Origin of the sequence: Acinetobacter sp. YH12252 (assembly GCF_013417365.1) — a bacterium.
GTDB classification, from domain to species: domain Bacteria; phylum Pseudomonadota; class Gammaproteobacteria; order Pseudomonadales; family Moraxellaceae; genus Acinetobacter; species Acinetobacter towneri.
Genome location: NZ_VPEA01000005.1, coordinates 70,026 through 87,090 on the forward strand (window position 1 = coordinate 70,026; position 17,065 = coordinate 87,090).

The 17,065-nt window shown below is 42.4% G+C and carries 17 protein-coding genes; 12 read left to right on the forward strand and 5 right to left on the reverse strand.

Features of this window, described 5'->3' with window-relative positions:
* Positions 1–17 precede the first annotated feature (17 nt).
* From FTV28_RS06625 to gmk, 3 genes are all read right to left on the reverse strand, one after another.
* The gene (locus FTV28_RS06625; RefSeq protein ID WP_179989814.1) at positions 18–2,120 is read right to left on the reverse strand and encodes a bifunctional (p)ppGpp synthetase/guanosine-3',5'-bis(diphosphate) 3'-pyrophosphohydrolase; all 2,103 of its coding nucleotides are present in this window, start codon (positions 2,118–2,120) and stop codon (positions 18–20) included.
* Positions 2,121–2,342: 222 nt separating this feature from the next.
* A complete protein-coding gene (rpoZ, locus tag FTV28_RS06630) occupies positions 2,343–2,624 on the reverse strand; it encodes a DNA-directed RNA polymerase subunit omega (RefSeq protein WP_004896248.1) in 282 nt (93 codons plus the stop codon).
* A 76-nt stretch (positions 2,625–2,700) separates the two neighbouring features.
* Complete coding sequence (gene gmk / locus FTV28_RS06635) at positions 2,701–3,324, reverse strand: guanylate kinase (RefSeq protein ID WP_179989816.1); 624 nt, start codon at positions 3,322–3,324, stop codon at positions 2,701–2,703.
* 134 nt (positions 3,325–3,458) lie between these two features.
* Between gmk and ispH the strand changes: the two genes are divergently transcribed.
* The 12 genes from ispH (at position 3,459) to rplS (ending at position 14,568) form a co-directional block, all read left to right on the forward strand.
* Entirely contained in the window at positions 3,459–4,409 is a 951-nt protein-coding gene (gene ispH, locus FTV28_RS06640) for a 4-hydroxy-3-methylbut-2-enyl diphosphate reductase (RefSeq protein ID WP_179989818.1), read from the forward strand.
* 165 nt (positions 4,410–4,574) lie between these two features.
* Positions 4,575–5,009 (forward strand): prepilin-type N-terminal cleavage/methylation domain-containing protein, encoded by a 435-nt coding sequence (locus tag FTV28_RS06645; RefSeq protein WP_179989820.1) that lies wholly within the window; start codon positions 4,575–4,577, stop codon positions 5,007–5,009.
* 18 nt (positions 5,010–5,027) lie between these two features.
* Complete coding sequence (gene pilV / locus FTV28_RS06650) at positions 5,028–5,513, forward strand: type IV pilus modification protein PilV (RefSeq protein ID WP_179989822.1); 486 nt, start codon at positions 5,028–5,030, stop codon at positions 5,511–5,513.
* Complete coding sequence (locus FTV28_RS06655; protein WP_179989824.1) at positions 5,503–6,453, forward strand: PilW family protein; 951 nt, start codon at positions 5,503–5,505, stop codon at positions 6,451–6,453. Before pilV ends, FTV28_RS06655 begins: the two co-directional genes overlap by 11 nt.
* Entirely contained in the window at positions 6,450–7,136 is a 687-nt protein-coding gene (locus FTV28_RS06660; protein ID WP_179989826.1) for a pilus assembly protein PilX, read from the forward strand. The genes FTV28_RS06655 and FTV28_RS06660 overlap by 4 nt, the downstream gene beginning before the upstream one ends.
* Positions 7,137–7,154: 18 nt before the next feature.
* Positions 7,155–11,177, forward strand: a complete 4,023-nt coding sequence (locus FTV28_RS06665) for a pilus assembly protein PilC (RefSeq protein WP_179989828.1) — start codon at positions 7,155–7,157, stop codon at positions 11,175–11,177.
* A gap of 10 nt (positions 11,178–11,187) precedes the next feature.
* Complete coding sequence (locus tag FTV28_RS06670; protein WP_179989830.1) at positions 11,188–11,769, forward strand: type IV pilin protein; 582 nt, start codon at positions 11,188–11,190, stop codon at positions 11,767–11,769.
* Positions 11,769–12,194 (forward strand): type IV pilin protein, encoded by a 426-nt coding sequence (locus FTV28_RS06675; protein ID WP_179989832.1) that lies wholly within the window; start codon positions 11,769–11,771, stop codon positions 12,192–12,194. The genes FTV28_RS06670 and FTV28_RS06675 overlap by 1 nt, the downstream gene beginning before the upstream one ends.
* Before the next feature lie 202 nt (positions 12,195–12,396).
* Positions 12,397–12,654 (forward strand): 30S ribosomal protein S16, encoded by a 258-nt coding sequence (rpsP, locus tag FTV28_RS06680; protein WP_004974526.1) that lies wholly within the window; start codon positions 12,397–12,399, stop codon positions 12,652–12,654.
* A 28-nt stretch (positions 12,655–12,682) separates the two neighbouring features.
* Positions 12,683–13,231 (forward strand): ribosome maturation factor RimM, encoded by a 549-nt coding sequence (gene rimM / locus FTV28_RS06685; RefSeq protein WP_179989834.1) that lies wholly within the window; start codon positions 12,683–12,685, stop codon positions 13,229–13,231.
* A gap of 42 nt (positions 13,232–13,273) precedes the next feature.
* The gene (gene trmD / locus FTV28_RS06690) at positions 13,274–14,023 is read left to right on the forward strand and encodes a tRNA (guanosine(37)-N1)-methyltransferase TrmD (protein WP_179989836.1); all 750 of its coding nucleotides are present in this window, start codon (positions 13,274–13,276) and stop codon (positions 14,021–14,023) included.
* Positions 14,024–14,196: 173 nt separating this feature from the next.
* Positions 14,197–14,568, forward strand: coding sequence for a 50S ribosomal protein L19 (gene rplS, locus FTV28_RS06695; protein WP_004974529.1), 372 nt, complete (start codon positions 14,197–14,199; stop codon positions 14,566–14,568).
* A gap of 67 nt (positions 14,569–14,635) precedes the next feature.
* On the opposite strand, the gene FTV28_RS06700 is transcribed toward rplS, so the two are convergent.
* Both FTV28_RS06700 and FTV28_RS06705 read right to left on the reverse strand, forming a co-directional pair.
* Positions 14,636–15,604 carry a triacylglycerol lipase gene (locus tag FTV28_RS06700; RefSeq protein ID WP_179989838.1) on the reverse strand — a complete coding sequence of 323 codons (969 nt, stop codon included), beginning with the start codon at positions 15,602–15,604 and terminating at the stop codon, positions 14,636–14,638.
* A gap of 176 nt (positions 15,605–15,780) precedes the next feature.
* Positions 15,781–16,698: a triacylglycerol lipase gene (locus FTV28_RS06705; RefSeq protein ID WP_257222816.1), complete on the reverse strand. Its 918-nt coding sequence runs from the start codon at positions 16,696–16,698 to the stop codon at positions 15,781–15,783.
* Positions 16,699–17,065 lie beyond the last annotated feature (367 nt).

Consider the following 17,065-nt stretch of genomic DNA (forward strand, 5'->3'; position numbering starts at 1 on the left):
CCATGCAGCGCATTGAATTAACAAGCTTTGGCTTCTTCGGCAATGCTGATGGGGCGCGCTAAACGGCTAATCCGTGGGAAACCGTAGTGCATACGCAAATCACGAATAATTTTGGCAATTTGCTTACGGTTATTGACCACAATATTCACATGAGTCTTGCCATCGTGGCTGCGTACCATTTCCACACCCGTTTTGGCCTTACGACATTGATAGATCAAATCGGAAATTTGTTCGTCATTCATATCCATATCAATGCTGAGGTAAGCGGTAAAACTCACGTCATCGACATCTTCTGAAGTCCATTGTAGTGGCATGATGTTTTCAGGATGTTGATGCTGCTCATGCAGTAAGTTGTTGCAGCGCGCACGATGCACAATCAAACCACGACGTGACAAGTTGCCCTGAATCGGGTCGCCTAGCACAGGGTTGCAACAGTGTGCATATTTCACATCAATGCCTTCTGTGCCTTGAATCAGACGGTCAGAATGTTCGTTGCTGTCCTGATCAAGTGCGTAAATGTGATTTGCCACCAACTGGGGCAATAAATCACCGACTGCAATTTGCTCAAATAAACGGTCTTTGGAGTCGATATGACGCCATTGCAACACATTCAACCAATCGGCTTCGGTTAAGTCCTGAATTGAGTGATTAAATAATTTTAGTGCACGGTTCAGGGCTTGCTGACCCACCAAACGCTGTTCTTCAATATCTTGATCACGCAAAATATTTTGTAAGGCACGACGGGCTTTTTGGGTATTAATAAAACTCAGCCAGTCTGGGTTTGGTGTGGCTAAAACATCGGTGATGATTTCGACCACTTGCCCGCTAATCAGTGGTGTTGACAGCGGTTTGCTTTCACCATTAATTTTTGTACCGACTGCGTGGTTACCTAAGAACAAACTGGCTGCATAGGCAAAATCAACAGCGGTGGCACCTTGCGGCAATTCATGTAAATGTCCGTGCGGGGTATAAACATGAATTTTCTCTTGGTGCAGATAATCCAGTAAATCGCTAAATGTAGTTTTGGCACATTCACCATCAATCAACACATTCAAGCTTTTCATAGAGGCTTGAATGGCAGAACGACAAGCTTGTGGAGCATTTTCACCCAAGACCACACCAAAACGTGCCGCTTTACGCATCAGTTCAGTTTGAATGGTGAGTGATAAGGTGGTTTGTTCACCTTTTAGACGCATCATCAGTGATTGGTTACCGCCTGGCAGAGGGCGACGAATATGATCTTCATAATACAAGACCTGAAAGCTGTCGCGTAAAATATCGGCTAAACGGTCACAGTCAGCAATGCTTTGTAAAATAATTTCAAAGGCGTGGCTATGGGTTAGTTCTTGTAGATCAATATCGTTCTTTACAAAGTGGCGCAGTAATTCAATATTGTTATTTTTCTTTTTAATACGACCTGCAATTTGATTGTCTTGTAGCAGGTCGGCAAGGTTTTGTTCCCATTTAGATTGGTATTCGCAGCGTTTTGGCTTGGTGTGCAACAGGGCAGCTTGCACATCGTTATACATATCTAGGTCAAGGTTTTGATAACACAGATGTTCGAGGTTATCGGCCATTTCATTCATACCGACAATACGCGCCATCGGCACAAACACATCAAAGGTTTCTTGAGCGATGCGGGCACGTTTATCTGGTCGCAAGGCATCCAATGTGGTCATGTTGTGATAACGGTCTGCCAGTTTCACAATAATGACACGTGGGTCCTGTAAGGTCGCTTGCAGAATTTTACGGAACGATGCGGCTTTGTTGTATTCCTTGTCACTGGAATGGCTAAGTTTGGTCACACCATCGACTAGTTCGGCAACTGTGCGCCCAAATTTCTCTGTGATGTCATCCTTGCTGAAGTCAGTATCTTCAATAACATCATGCAATAGGGCGGCAATCAGGGTATCGGCATCCAAACGCATGTGCGCCAAGATACAACTCACCGCAATAGGGTGTAACACATACGGTTCACCGCTTTTACGGGTAACGCCATCATGCGCATGTTCGGCATAATCGCAAGCCGTAAGCACCTGTTCGACATCACTTACACTTAGGTAAGGTTCGATCATGGCTTGAAGCTGTTGTTTGGCTTGGCTGACCATCGTGCCTGGCATATAACACCCTTTAAAATACAAGTGATAACGAATATACAGTTAGACCTTATAATGAAAAGCATATTGCATGACTTGTCAAATTTTTTCATGCCAAAATAGTGATAAATTTGGCACTAATAAACAGGGTCTTGCTCCTTATGTTATAACGGTTTTTAGCGCAAGATTAAAGTTCAGACAACAAAAAAGCCTAGTAAAATACTAGGCTTTTTCAGAAAGTCGTTCTTATTGGAAAGAAAAACCATCTAAATTCAAGTTATTTGCTGAAAGTGCGAGGTCAAGACTTGAAGTTTGATAGTCTTGATCACGTTGTTTCAAAATGTCTTTAGACACATGACCCACAGCAATTTCACGTAATGCCACTACAGTTGGCTTGTCATTGTCCCATTCTACAGTTGGTTCAATGCCTTGACGTGCCAATTGACGCGCGCGCTTGCTTGCCACTAGTACAAGCTCAAAGCGGTTGTCTACATGGTCTAAACAATCTTCAACGGTAACGCGTGCCATAAGAATTCTCGTTCGAATAATAAATTTAAACAGACTGTGCAGTATAAGGTGCTTTGCTTATAGACTCAAGTTTTAATCACGCGCTTGGCGGGCTAATTAACTTTTCAATCAAGGCTTGATGACGATGTGCCTGCTGCGCCGTCACCAAACGGTTGGCAATAATCACTGCTTCTAAATCGTGCAGGGCTTTATTAAAGTCATCATTAATAATCACATAGTCAAAATTGACATATTGCTGCATGTCTTCAACTGCGCAGCCCAAACGATGCTCAATCACATCGACTGTATCGGTGCCACGGTTAGACAAGCGCTCACGTAAATCAAACTGGCTTGGTGGAAGAATAAAAATTTGCTTCGATTCAGGAAAAAGATTGCGTACTTGCTGAGCACCTTGCCAGTCAATTTCAAGTAACACATCGTGACCTTTGGCTAACTGCTCTTTAACGGTTGCTTGCGCAGTGCCGTAATAATTGCCAAATACTTCTGCATATTCAATAAAACCGCCCTGTTCTATCAAGTCGATAAAATCTTGTTTTTGCGTGAAGTGATAATGCACACCATCGAGTTCGCCGGGACGTTGACCGCGTGTTGTGTGAGAAACTGAAACGTGTAAATTATTCACACGCTCAAGCAGGGCTTTAACGAGGGATGTTTTGCCTGTTCCTGAAGCGGCAGAAACGACAAACAATAGACCCGACATGATATTTTTCCTGATATGATAAAATATCTTCTCTATTTTAGAGTAGACGCCCCTTAAACAAAATAGCCAAGTTGGCTTTTGTTGGCATAAATTTTTAAACATCCCACCTATTTAACTTCAACATAGAGGGTTCTATGGAAATTGTATTGGCGAATCCACGTGGTTTTTGTGCAGGTGTAGACCGAGCAATTGCGATTGTAAATCGTGCCCTTGAGTGTTTTAACCCTCCTATATATGTACGTCACGAAGTGGTACACAATAAATTTGTGGTAGATGACTTGCGTCAGCGCGGTGCAATTTTTGTCGATGAGCTAGATGAAGTGCCCGATGACAATATCGTGATTTTTAGTGCACATGGCGTATCTAAAGCAGTGCAGCAAGAAGCGGAGCGTCGTGGCTTAAAAGTATTTGATGCGACTTGTCCGTTGGTCACCAAAGTACATATTGAAGTCACCAAATATGCGCGTGAAGGCACAGAGGCGATTTTGATTGGTCACGAAGGACACCCCGAAGTTGAAGGCACGATGGGTCAGTACGACAAGAAAAATGGCGGCGAAATTTATTTGGTGGAAGATGAAGATGATGTGGCTGCACTTGCGGTTCAGCATCCAGATAAAGTGGCTTTTGTGACGCAAACTACTTTGTCGATTGATGATACAGCCAAAGTGATTGATGCCTTGCGCCAAAAATATCCGAATATTCAAGGGCCACGTAAAGACGATATTTGTTATGCCACTCAAAACCGTCAGGATGCAGTGCGTGACTTAGCCAATCAATGTGATGTGGTGTTGGTGGTTGGTTCTCCAAACTCATCTAACTCTAACCGTTTACGTGAGTTGGCTGAGCGTATGGGGAAACGCGCCTATTTGGTGGATAATGCAGACGAGTTGGAACAAGCATGGTTTCAACCGAACACAAAAATTGGTGTAACTGCGGGTGCATCTGCACCTGAAATTTTAATTAAACAGGTGATACAGCGCTTACAGGATTGGGGTGCAACAGCACCTGAAGAGCTGGCAGGCCGCGAAGAAAATATTACCTTTAGTTTGCCCAAAGAGTTACGTATACCTGTAACACAGACCTAAACCGCGAAGCATATTAAACTTTAAAAAATTGATTAAAAATAGGCAGATAACCATTCAATGACGGTTATCTGCTTTTTTATGCCATTTGTCCTGAAGTGTGAGGGTTTTGTAAAGTTGTTGGTTATTATTTTTAATAGGGCAACGTCTGTGTCTTGGGGGGGGAGTATGCGAAAAAAAGAAAATGGGTTCACCTTAATTGAGTTGATGGTGACGATTGCGGTGATGGCAATTATCGCGATGATGGCGGCGCCTTCTTTTACCCAAACAATTCGAAAAAACCAACTTATAAGTGATACGCGTGATTTTGTAGATTTATTGGCGGAAACAAGGTCTGAAGCGATTTTTAAACAGAGTGATCGGGTCGTAGCGTTAGATAGTAGTGTGGCAACACCTTTTAAAACTTGGGTGCCAACGCATGTCACAAAAACGAGTGGGGATAGCAGTGTGACTTTTAATCGTTTGGGGCAGACCAGTGTTTCCACAAACGGACAGTGCTTTATTTTTGAACACAGTAGTGATGCTGCGTTAAAAGCATATGTGTATGTACAAAAGGGTGGAACGGTTGTTTACAATAAAGCGGCAACAAGTTGTCCGACTTGAGGGGAAGGAATAATAAAAATGATGAAACGTCAAACGGGAGTTGGGTTAGTGGAGGTGCTTGTGGCTTTAGTACTTCTAAGTATTGCTGTATTGGGGTTTGTGGCATTACAAATTAGAGCCATCACGGCTAGCAACGAAGCGACGATGAATGTTCAGGCGACCAATATTGCCCGAGATTTGGCGGAGCGGATGCGTATGAATCGAACAGGGCTGGCGGGTTATGTTGCGAATACCGATACCACGAATTGCGCAACTGCATTTTGCTCCCCTGAAGATATGGCTAAATACGATTTTAGACTAGTAAGCAGCCGTGCAACTGACTTGGGTATGAGGATGAATGTGCTTAATTGTCAAGGGTCTACCTTAGTTCGAAAATGTATATATGTAGCGTGGGAAGGAACAACAGCGACCAATGGTACAAGTAGTTCTGATTGCACCAATGGTGCGGCTTATGTACCAAATGCGAAATGCATCATCATGGAGGTATATAACTATGGCTCATAAGCGATATACCTCAGGTTTCACCCTCATGGAGTTGATGATTGCTTTAGCATTAGGATTGTTAATTGTTGCAGCAGGTTTGGCGGTATTTTTGAGTAGTCAGCGTTCTTTGAATTTGCAGTCTGGCATGAGTGAGTTGCAGCAAAATGCTAATTTTGGTTTATCTTTAGTCACACATGATCTGCGTCATACCAATTTAAATACTTTATCCGAGCAAAAAGTAAATAGTCGGGTTATAGGTTCAGGCATTATTTTTAAAAAAGAAAATCTACCAACTGCATTGCAAGCAACAGCTAATTTAGAAGCTGAATTTGTTACTTTGCAAAATAAGGATACTGACAACACCACAGGGAAAAGTGATCGCTTAACCATACAATACACGCCTGCAACAAGTACAATTTTTAACTGCGAAGGCGTACAGGTGACGAATGCGTCCTCGAAAACTATTGTGCAACGTTATTATGTGGCAGAAAGTCCACAACAAGTCACGGGTGAGCCGACCTCGTACTCGCTGTATTGTGATGCTGCTTCTTATGATGGTGCAGGGCTAGTCGGTTTAGATACCGATGCACAACAAATTATGCAGCGGGTCGATGCGTTTAAAGTACGCTTAGGGGTAAAAAATCCTGCGGGTCAGTTACGCTATATGACAATTGATCAATATATTACTGCGATGAATACGATCCGCACTGCTTGTGCTAGACCTATCGTGGAAGATACCTGTTCCAAAACCTATTTGAATGTTGTTTCTATGGATATTGGCATTTTGTCTCGTTCTACGGGAACAATTGGTGCAGATGCAAGTTTAAATACTCAAACCAGCTTTAATGTTGCGGGAACTCCAGTCACGCTTTCAGGGGATGTAGCAGTAAATAAGCGATATTTGCGTCAGGCGGTAAATCAAGTGGTCGCCATTCGTAATACCTTGGGAGCATCATCATGAAACAACAAAAAGGTGCAACACTCATTACGGTATTGGTCATTTTGATCGTTATCACATTACTGGGGACTATAGCGGTAAAAATGGGGATTGTGGGTTTAAAAATTGCAACCAATAGTCAGGTGAATGCGTTGTTGTTAGAAAACTCCGATTCAGCGTTGTTTAATATTGAAAACCCTGCTGAGGTTGAAAGACAACTGGCCTTGGATGGTATGTTTGCTTATTTTAACTCGTCTGCCAATGCAAATGACGAATTGGTATTTTGCTATCGCGCATCGGAAAATTCTTTCTTTAAATTATCTAAAGCTAGCGCGATTACAGAGGATGGATCAACGACCAAGATTGGTGTTGATGGCTTTTGTAAAGCCAACCAGTTTGCAATGGGGCGTTCTGCAGTGCTGTCACAAGTGTATTTAACCAAAAATGCAACAACCTCTACACCATTTGGTGGTATGCCAAAAGGAACAAGTCTTGGACAAAGTAATGTGCCGGTAACCATGCATAATATCGGGGCGACTGTCATTTCAGTCTTACCAAGTTTTGCAGGTGCGACTACTACGCAAATAGAGAACTGTTTTAAGCAGCGGGCTTCGGCCGTGGGGGCATGTTTTGATGGGTTAGGTATTCCCTATAACATGCAGCATTCGGACTATACCGTTGGCGGTCAGCCGAAGTTGGTATCGTAAAGAAAGAGGATTAAAAAAATGAAAACATTGAATTCAAGAATTGTGCTTTCTACGGCGGTTTCGGCGCTGATGACCATGATGGTCTGTAGTAGTGTTTCGCAGGCGAGTGATATTGATATTTATAGTAATGCGACTGGTGGTAAAACTACGATTACTATGATGCTAGATACTTCGGGGAGTATGAGTGCTGTACGGATGACTGATGGGTCGGCATGTGAATTATCTCCAAATACGGCTTATACATTGGGTGCAGAGCCATCAGGAACTACACCATCGTATACACGTTATTATTGTGGTATAAGTAATGGAGTAAAAAAATATTTTTATCTTAGAACTCAAACAACAAGTTGTGGCAGGTTTACGTGCTCAACAGATACAAAATGGTTTAATTGTGGTTCAGGCGGTTCAAGTAATACTAGTTCATGTACAGTTTTAGATTCTCAACCTTCAAATATAGTTTTAAATAATCTTGAAAATGACGGAGGAAATAGTACTAGATACTACTATACCGTTGGTGTAGATAAACATTACGATCGATTAACGAAATTAAAAGATGCAATTTTTACCCTGATGGATAGTAATCAGATCGATTCAAATTCGGTTGCTATTGGGATAGGGCAATTTTCTTCACAAAGTGGAAATGACAATGTATTTACTAGTGCAGATGGAACAAGTGGTAAAATCCTTGTTCCAGCAGCATTATTAACCACTGCACAACGTACAGCGATTAAAACGGCGGTTGCAGATTTACAAGGTAGTGGAGGCACACCTACCGCGAATGCTTATGCTGAAGTGGCTGCATACATGTTGGGGGAAAATACTACAACTAATATTACTGGATATAAAGATCAATATGTTAGCTTTGTCTATAATGGATCAACACTTTATGCAAGGTGTGTAGGGTGGGCTGGATTAAGATGTAATTCTTATAACCCAAGTAATGGTTATCTCAATAGCTCTTGGGGTTGGACTACTCGGCAAGGCTTATGGAATGATGAAATACGTACCTTCTTGACTAGCCAAGTGACGGATACAGCGGCTGATCTTGGCTATAGTGGATTTTCAAAATCTGTGACTAGTTCTAAAAGTGGCTCAAATTATTCAAGTCCATTATCCACCAGTAATACGCAATGTAATGGACAGGGCATATACTTTTTAACCGATGGTGAACCCAATAGCTCACCTGTACCTGTCCCTTTAATGCAAGCAGCTTTAGGGACATCAGGCTCATCTTTTAGTGTTCCATCGACGGGAACATTACCAAATGGTACACAACCTGATAATGGTATGCCCGCTGTTGGCGAGTTTGCGAAAGCCCTAAGAAATCAAAGGGCATCTACTACTGCACCTAATCGAAACCCTTTAGGATTAGAAATTAAAACTGCGGTTGTTGGTTTTGGGTCAGTATTCAATGTTGATCGTACTGTAGATGCAGCAAAACCTGAAGCACAACGGATTATTCGTCGTTTAAATTATATAAATAGCAGAGGTGAGCGAACGACAGAGCTGCGTGATTATTATAATTGCTCATTAATTACAGGTGTTGATGCTCAAAATGCTTGTAACTGGGGAGCTAAGCCGCATCCTGATTTACCAAGTAGTGTTGGAGGCTATGGGAATGGTGGTTTCTATTCTGCACAATCAACACAAGATGTTGTAGACAGTGTGGTGAAATTTTTGGATGATGTTAGGCCTGAATTCGAGCCGATTGCCACAGGTTCGCCTACCCTACCACAAGACGCATTGAATCCACTACGCATTCAACCTTATGGTTATTATGGATCATTTACACCGAAACCTCAGGAGTCTACTCAGCTTTGGGTCGGAAATATGAATAAATATCATATTTTTAACGGTGAATTATATAATGCAAGCAAAACTATTCGCTTAATTAAGGCGGATGGTTCGCTTAACGCAGCCGCCAAAGGTCTTTGGACTGATGAAGGTATGAAAGGACAATTGCCTTTGGGTTTAAGCACCAATGGCACAAATGAAAAAATTGCCAACCGTACTCTTTATACCAATCGGGAAATTACAGGTACAGCGGCACCTTATGCGGCAAGAGAAACCAATTCACTAAAAAAAGTGAATGTGACGACTTTATTTGGTACGGACACTACAGCGTTATTTGCCAATGACCCAGATAAAAACTATTGGTTGAACCTGCTCGGCTATAATGTTGCTGCAACAGGAACGGTTACTTTGGCCGACCTTATAACCAAACCTGAACTACGTCAGGTCGGTTCGGTCATGCACTCAACCCCTATCTTGCTGACCCAGTCAGGTAAAATTTCATACACTTCTGGCACTATTGACACCACTGATCGTGACGATTACTTATTATTCGGTAGTACACAAGGATTATTGCATGTCGTACGGGCAGGCAAAAATGCAACTGATGCAAATCGTGGTAAAGAGGTTTTTGCCTTTGCGCCAAACGAAATGATGCAAAATCAAAAGAATGCTTTTCTATCTGAAACCAGTAGTACCTTGGGCAAAAATAACCTGTTCTACGGTATAGATGCACCGTGGACGGCTTATACCCAGTATGTTGCAAAAGCAGATGGAACATTGACCGTGAAGGATTCAGGTCGTGTTGCACAGAATGCCAGTGGTGATGATATTGCCATTAAAGGCTTGCAGTGGGTCTATGGTGGTTTGCGTATGGGAGGCAAAAGTTATTACGCCTTGAATTTGTCTGACTTAGATAATCCAGAGCTCAAATTTCACATCGACCCAGCCCACTCAAAAATTTATAAATCAAGTTCCACAACTACAGGTGTAACCGCTTTAAGTTATATGGGACAAAGTTGGTCTAAACCAACTATTGCATATGTGAATTTTGGTGGAGAGAAAAAACTAGTCATGTTTGTAGGTGGTGGTTATGATGCTACAGGTGCGACTACTGCATGTAATGCTACGGGAGAAACTGCGGCTAAAAATATTGGTTATGAATGTGCCAAATATAATCAAAGTAATGGTAAAGGCGCTGGTGTCTATATGTTTGATGCCAATAATGGCGACTTGCTTTGGTGGACCAGTGCCAATGCAACAGCAGCAGGTGGTGCAGAAGCCTATACCAATGCCAGTGCAACGAGCATTAACATGAAATATAGTGTAGTCAGCCAGATCAATGCTATTGACCGTGATAGCGACGGTTTGGTCGACAACTTATACTTTGGTGACTTAGGTGGACAAGGTTTCCGTGTCGACTTAAATAACGCTGCCACGGGTGCCGATGCAAGTGCTAAAAAAGCGAATTTTGCTAAACGTGTTGTACGCTTATTTGATGAACATGCAACAGGTGGGGCAAGCCCTCGCTTCTATGAAATGCCAAGTGTGTCTATACATGACAGCGATGATGGTTATGTTGCAGCCGTTGCATTTAGCTCAGGGAATCGTAGTTCTCCATTAGCTGGAGCAGTCGCAGCATCAGGTATAAACAATCAGGCAGGATCCACGGTTAGTGCAGCGGACGGTGTATTTGTAGTTTATGATAAAGATGTAGCAAGAACTGATTTGTATACATTGGTTGATTCTGGAACTACAGCATTAAGGACAAAGAATATTTCACTAACTTCACTAAATGATAACTTTAGTACAGGCGTTCCAGTTACTGGTAATAATGGTTGGAAATATATTTATTCGAATATAGCTGGTGTCTATAAAGGCATGAATGAGCTATATGCCTTAGATGGCATGTTGTATGTCAATGTGTTTCATCGTGATGGTACAGGTATTGGTGGTTCGTGTGGTGCAGGTGTCAAAGGTGACAGCTATGTCTATCAGTTCTGTTTGCCTACAGGAAAATGTCCTGAAAACTTTTATGCGAGTGGTCAGACAGCACCGAATCGCGTAAAACTTGGTGCGGGTATTTTGGGTGCTGGTTTAGGTCAAGGACGTCGTAGTGCCAATAATACTGGGTTGATTGTAAACCGCCCAACCACGCTCAATTGTACCACTACCCCAAATTTACCTGAATGTCAGGAGTTTACCACCACAGCGAAACTTAGACAGTTACGTTGGTATGAAACTCGTTAAGGGGTAAATCATGAAAAAAACACATGGCTTCACATTAATTGAGCTAATGATTACAGTGGTGGTGGTAGCAATTATTGCTGCCATTGCCGTACCTTCGTATCAACAATATATGCGAAAACAGGATTTGGCGATTGCGAAACAGGAGGCCTTGCGTATAGCCAGCGAACTAGAACGCTTTAAATCCAAGAATTTCAGTTATAAGGGCTTCGACGCAAGTTATATCTATAGCTCTTATAATAATTCTACGGGAACCTTGTATCTTCCTGTTGGTTCAGCAGCAGCAGATGGTAAATATGTTTTAACTCTGGTAGATGCTGATTTGAGTACTCCGACAAGCGATACTAAAAAGCCTTTAACTGTTGTAAAAAGTGGGGGGGTTGAAACCGCAGATTCCCAGTCAGTTAAAGGTTTAAATTGGGCAATAAAAGTAGAGCGCTGTAAAGTAGGGGGATGTGCCGCTACCAGTGGTTTTCCGAAAGATCCTCAAAATTATGATTTATTACTGAGAGGTAATGGTCTACGTTGTATGACAAAAGTCAAAGATGTAGTGACAGGTTATGCAAATTGTGGCAGTTATAGCGAGTCATGGTAATGAAAAAATACTCTTTAGGATTTACTTTAATTGAATTAATGATTGTTGTCGCAATTATTGGCATCTTGGCAGCAATTGCTTATCCATCTTACACACAGTACAAAATCCGTACCAATCGGGCAGATGTACAAGGTGAAATGATGCAAATTGCACAACGTTTGCAAAGCTATTATGTAATGAACCATAATTATACAAACGCAAAGTTGGATAATAATGGTTTAAGTAAAGATTATCCTGCTTCAGGAAGCGTATATACCATCACACTTGTACCCGCGGCGCAAACGTGGACACTTACGGCTGCACCTAAACCGGGAACAGTTCAAAATGGTAATGGAGCAGTGGTGCTAAATAGCCAGGGACAAAAATGTTGGGAGAAAGGAACGACATGCAGTGTTTCTGCTTCTTCAAATTGGGAAAGTCGTTAATTCTCGTTTGATGAAGTCTCTTAAAAGAGCATTCCTAGATGCTCTTTTTTGTAAAAAAATCCAAATTCAAAACTGTGGATAAATCTAAATTATTCTTTCTTTCAGCGCAAATATAACGTAAAATACTGCCCTCTATGAAAGGGGTTTGAAATGTATCGATGGTCGATACAGGGATAATCCGTAAAAACTATAAGGTTGTATCATGGTAGTTATTCGTCTTACTCGTGGTGGTGCTAAAAAGCGCCCATTCTATCAAATCGTTGTAACTGACAGCCGCAATGCGCGTGACGGTCGTTTCATCGAGCGTATCGGTTTCTTCAACCCTACAGCGCAAGGTAAAGCAGAAAAACTTCGTTTAGATGCTGACCGTTTTGCACACTGGGTTGCTCAAGGCGCTCAACCGTCTGAACGTGTTGCTTCTTTAGCTGCTCAAGCGAAGAAAGCTGCAGCTGCTGCATAATTTTTACAAATTAAGTCGTAGGTAGCCCATGACACCAACACAGAATGTACCCGAAGATCGTATTCAGATTGGACAGCTACGTTCAGCTTATGGATTAAATGGGTGGCTCTGGGTCTATTCCAATACAGAACCTATGAGCAACATCTTTGACTACCTGCCTTGGTACATTGAAACCAAAGCAGGTTGGCAAATGGTCGATGTAAAACGTTGGAAACCACATGGCAAAGGCTTGGTGGTCAGCTTAAAAGGTGTGAGTGATCGTACCGCAGCAGACAACTTGGTTGGCGCAAATATCTGGATTTCAAAAGCGCAACTGCCTCAACCGGGCGTGGACGAGTATTATTGGTCTGATTTAAAAGGTCTAACAGTGTTAGGTCTGAACGATGATGAACAAGAAGTAAACCTCGGTCAAATCCATGAACTGTTTGAAACAGGTGCCAATGACGTGATCGTGGTTCGCGCAACTGCCGATAGCGTCGATGGTGAAGAGCGTATGATTCCATGGCATAAAGATGTGGTACAACGCGTTGATCTCGAAGCGGGTCGTATCTATGTCAATTGGGGCGTAGATTATTAATCCATTCAGGATTCGCAGAGCAGGAAAATAGAGGAGTCTGCGGTGTTTTTTGCAGTCATTACGCTTTTTCCTGAAATGTTTGAAGCGATTACAGCTTACGGTATTAGCGGACGCGCAGCAAAACGCGATTTAATGCAAATTCATTGCATTAATCCACGTGATTTTGCACAGGGCAACTACAAACGGGTGGATGAACGTCCATTTGGTGGGGGTCCAGGTATGGTGATGATGGCAGAGCCTTTGGCGCAAGCAATCCAGCATGCCAAACAGCTTGCACAGCAAGCAGGAGCAGTTCATGTACCTGTGGTGTATATGTCGCCACAAGGTAAAACCTTAAACGAAACTGCAGTACAACAATTCGTTGAATATGATGGCTTAATTGTATTGTGTGGCCGTTATGAAGGGGTCGATGAGCGTTTAATCCAAAACTATGTTGATCAGGAATGGTCAATTGGAGATTACGTTTTATCGGGTGGTGAGCTACCTGCGATGGTGTTGTTGGACAGTATTATTCGGAGACTTCCGGGTGCAATGTCTGATGAACAATCTCATGTGCAGGACTCTTTTGTGGATGGTCTTTTAGATTGCCCACAATATACCAAGCCAGACGATTTTGAAGGTTTGGATGTCCCTGAAGTACTAAAGTCGGGACACCATGCCAATATTGAAAAATGGCGGTTTTTGCAGCGTTATCAACGGACTTTAGAGCGTCGACCTGAGTTGATTGAAAAAGTTGAGTTGAGCAAGCAGCAAAAAAAATGGCTAAAAGATTCGCAAGGACAGACCAAGTAATCGGTTTGTCTAAGCAAAATTGCTACAGACAGTGTGTTTGTAGTTTTTAAATAGGCTCTTTATGCATTGAAGCGGTCAGGCATAAAGGGAAAGTCAATCGGGTCTATGCGCTTTAGCCTCTATACCCAGTGGAAATCAGACCTCTTCTGACCCACACATATTGGAGATACCCCATGAGTGGTAAGCATCCTTTAGTACAAGCTGTTGAGAATGCACAGCTTAAGCAAGACATCCCAGCTTTTGCACCAGGCGATACAGTTATCGTTCAAGTAAAAGTAAAAGAAGGTGATCGTGAACGTCTTCAAGCATTTGAAGGTGTTGTAATTGCGAAGAAAAACCGTGGTTTGAACTCTGCGTTCACAGTACGTAAAATTTCTAGCGGTGTTGGTGTTGAGCGTGTTTTCCAAACTCACTCTCCAATCGTTGCGAAAATCGAAGTGAAACGTCGTGGTGACGTTCGTCGTGCTAAACTTTACTACCTACGCGAATTGTCTGGTAAAGCTGCACGTATTCGTGAGAAATTACCAGCACGTAAACAAGGTTAATTTTAACTTTGCTTTACAGCTAAAAAATGCGCCGTTTAGGCGCATTTTTTATGTCTGCTATTTGAGTTTATAAACCTTGTAGTTTTAAGCGATTGGCATGTTGACGATACACATCAACAGGATCTGGTGCAAAAATATCTTTCATGCCCAAGAGTTGATTGACTTCGTCCAAGTGGTTCCAATAGTAGTTATCACGAATGGTTTTACCAAATTTGGCGCTGCAGCGTGATACCAAACCATCATTATCACGACCATTATCAATCAACAAACTGGTCGCCAACATGGCTGAGTCTGGATCAAGTAAATTAGTGACAGCCGTATTGCCCGTAAATGAATAGAACTGGATGCCTTTTTCTTGATAAGCGCCCTCACCACAACTTGTCGTTGGCATACCCATTGGGAATTTGCTGTTAAATTGTGCTGAACGTGTGGTGCTCAAACTGTTGGCACCTGCCAATGAGTCATGTGGATAGCTATTTGGATCTAAACCTTGTGCCCAAGTAATGGTTTTAGACACTAAATTGACCATATCAATTAATGGTTTTTCGAGCGGTGCACCTTGTACATTCAAAATAAAGTCTGCCACAGGTGAGCCTTTATTCGGTGCACCGACAGCAGTTAAAGAGGCGACTTGAGCAGGCATGACGCCTGCAACATAACGAATGGTTGGTCCACCATGTGAGTGACCAATTAAGTTGACCTTGCTTGCACCTGTAATCGCAAGAATTTCATCGACTTGTTGTGCCAATTGTTCGCCACGAACTTCTGATGAGTTAAATGGAGATACGCGGGTTGCCCAAGCGTTAGCACCGTTACGTGCTAAATTGGGTAAAATTTGGTACCAATAATCGACACCTAACTGATCTCCACCAATATTGATAAAGCCTGCCATACCGTGAGTAAACACAATCGGATATTTGGTTTTGGCATAACTGGAGATCACGAAGTTAGATTTGACCTGTTCTGCATTGGATGCGTGCGCGGTACTGAAGGTACTAGCCGCAATTAAGCCTGCAATGAATAATCCATATTTCATATAACATCCTCTATTTTATTGTGCTTTCCTAGCATGACAATATCTATTGTCAAATATCATTATTCAGGAAATTTGCTAGATTGCAAGTTCTGAATGATTCATGGTTATTGAACTTCTTGCACTTGAGTTTCAAGCACAGGAAGATGGTTTTGCCAAGATTGAAATGAGCTTTACTATTACAAACCTTGTAATTTCAATCGGTTGGCATGTTGTCGATACAGTGCAACTGGGTCAGGTGCAAACAAGCCCGTTAAGCCAAACATCATGTTGGCAAGGTCGGTATGATTTAGTCGGTAGTTGTCACGAATGACGTGTCCAATGTGGGTACTACAACGTGCGACCATGCCATCGTTGTCTAAATTGCCATAAGACAGTGGGCCGAGTTGCATTAAAACAGTGTCAATATCCAGTAAATTGGTGGCTTGAGCGACACCTGTCCATGAATAGTAATGAATTCCGCGATCTACTTTGGCACCGCTGCTGCTGCAATTTGCGGCCAAGGCTGTGGTTGGAAAACGACGGTTAAAATCTGCAGACGCTGTTTCGGTTAAAGAAGCCATCGATGCATCAAAATCGACAGGCATATCTGGCTGTTGCTGCACCCAAGTAATGAGTGGAGCCACCATGTAGTCGCCTAAAATATTAAACGCGGTGCGTGATAAACGATTATTTTGAATATCATCGGCAACTTTGGAGCCACGGAATGTTCCTGCAACACCGGTAATTGATGCCACATATTCAGGTTTGGTCGCGGCTACATAACGTACTGTTGGTCCACCATGTGAGTGACCAATTAAATTGACTTTGGATTTTCCTGTGATTGCTATGACTTCTTCGACTTGGGCTATCAGTTGTTCACCTCGAAATTCAGTACGATGTGCAGGGGAGAGCTGTGCGGCAAATACGGTTGCGCCATTACGTGCCATATCTGGCAAAATTTGATACCAATAATCTATATTAAACGTGTCATTGCCAATGCGTGACCAACCGAGCCAGCCGTGCACCATGAGCAATGGATATTTGGTTTTGGCATAGTCAGATTTGACCTGCTCCTGAATAGGCAACACGCTTGGATCCGCTTGAGCTGCACCCATTGAGCCGAACAAGCAGCCAGTGACAGCCAATGTAATTGCCCGTATGTTAGATATGATGGTCATAAAACAATCCTGTGTTCTTTATTTTTATTACAAGTGAAGTGGTGACGTCGCTTCCCTCCTGAAAGCTCAGATATGCAAATTGCCGTTGCTTACGGCATGTTATTGTGAGTCATCCACGACTAATTTTTGTACGCTCAGGTATTTTTTCATGCGTAATTTAGAAAAAACATATCATTTGGGGACAGTTATTGCGCATTGTCCCAGAGATTTGTAAATCTACATGCATCTTGATATCTATTTAATATTTATAGACATTTGTATATTAAATCGTTGTGGTGGGTTTGTACTAAAACAGCTTTTCAGG

Bases quoted from the DNA above. Each gene is read 5' to 3' on its own strand.
- rplS (WP_004974529.1), top strand. From the start codon at position 14,197: ATGAGTGGTAAGCATCCTTTAGTACAAGCTGTTGAGAATGCACAGCTT.
- FTV28_RS06700 (WP_179989838.1), bottom strand. From the start codon at position 15,604: ATGAAATATGGATTATTCATTGCAGGCTTAATTGCGGCTAGTACCTTC.
- FTV28_RS06625 (WP_179989814.1), bottom strand. From the start codon at position 2,120: ATGCCAGGCACGATGGTCAGCCAAGCCAAACAACAGCTTCAAGCCATG.
- pilV (WP_179989822.1), top strand. From the start codon at position 5,028: ATGATGAAACGTCAAACGGGAGTTGGGTTAGTGGAGGTGCTTGTGGCT.
- gmk (WP_179989816.1), bottom strand. From the start codon at position 3,324: ATGTCGGGTCTATTGTTTGTCGTTTCTGCCGCTTCAGGAACAGGCAAA.
- FTV28_RS06670 (WP_179989830.1), top strand. From the start codon at position 11,188: ATGAAAAAAACACATGGCTTCACATTAATTGAGCTAATGATTACAGTG.
- rpoZ (WP_004896248.1), bottom strand. From the start codon at position 2,624: ATGGCACGCGTTACCGTTGAAGATTGTTTAGACCATGTAGACAACCGC.
- rpsP (WP_004974526.1), top strand. From the start codon at position 12,397: ATGGTAGTTATTCGTCTTACTCGTGGTGGTGCTAAAAAGCGCCCATTC.
- rimM (WP_179989834.1), top strand. From the start codon at position 12,683: ATGACACCAACACAGAATGTACCCGAAGATCGTATTCAGATTGGACAG.
- FTV28_RS06645 (WP_179989820.1), top strand. From the start codon at position 4,575: ATGCGAAAAAAAGAAAATGGGTTCACCTTAATTGAGTTGATGGTGACG.
- FTV28_RS06705 (WP_257222816.1), bottom strand. From the start codon at position 16,698: ATGGGTGCAGCTCAAGCGGATCCAAGCGTGTTGCCTATTCAGGAGCAG.
- FTV28_RS06660 (WP_179989826.1), top strand. From the start codon at position 6,450: ATGAAACAACAAAAAGGTGCAACACTCATTACGGTATTGGTCATTTTG.
- ispH (WP_179989818.1), top strand. From the start codon at position 3,459: ATGGAAATTGTATTGGCGAATCCACGTGGTTTTTGTGCAGGTGTAGAC.
- FTV28_RS06655 (WP_179989824.1), top strand. From the start codon at position 5,503: ATGGCTCATAAGCGATATACCTCAGGTTTCACCCTCATGGAGTTGATG.
- FTV28_RS06665 (WP_179989828.1), top strand. From the start codon at position 7,155: ATGAAAACATTGAATTCAAGAATTGTGCTTTCTACGGCGGTTTCGGCG.
- FTV28_RS06675 (WP_179989832.1), top strand. From the start codon at position 11,769: ATGAAAAAATACTCTTTAGGATTTACTTTAATTGAATTAATGATTGTT.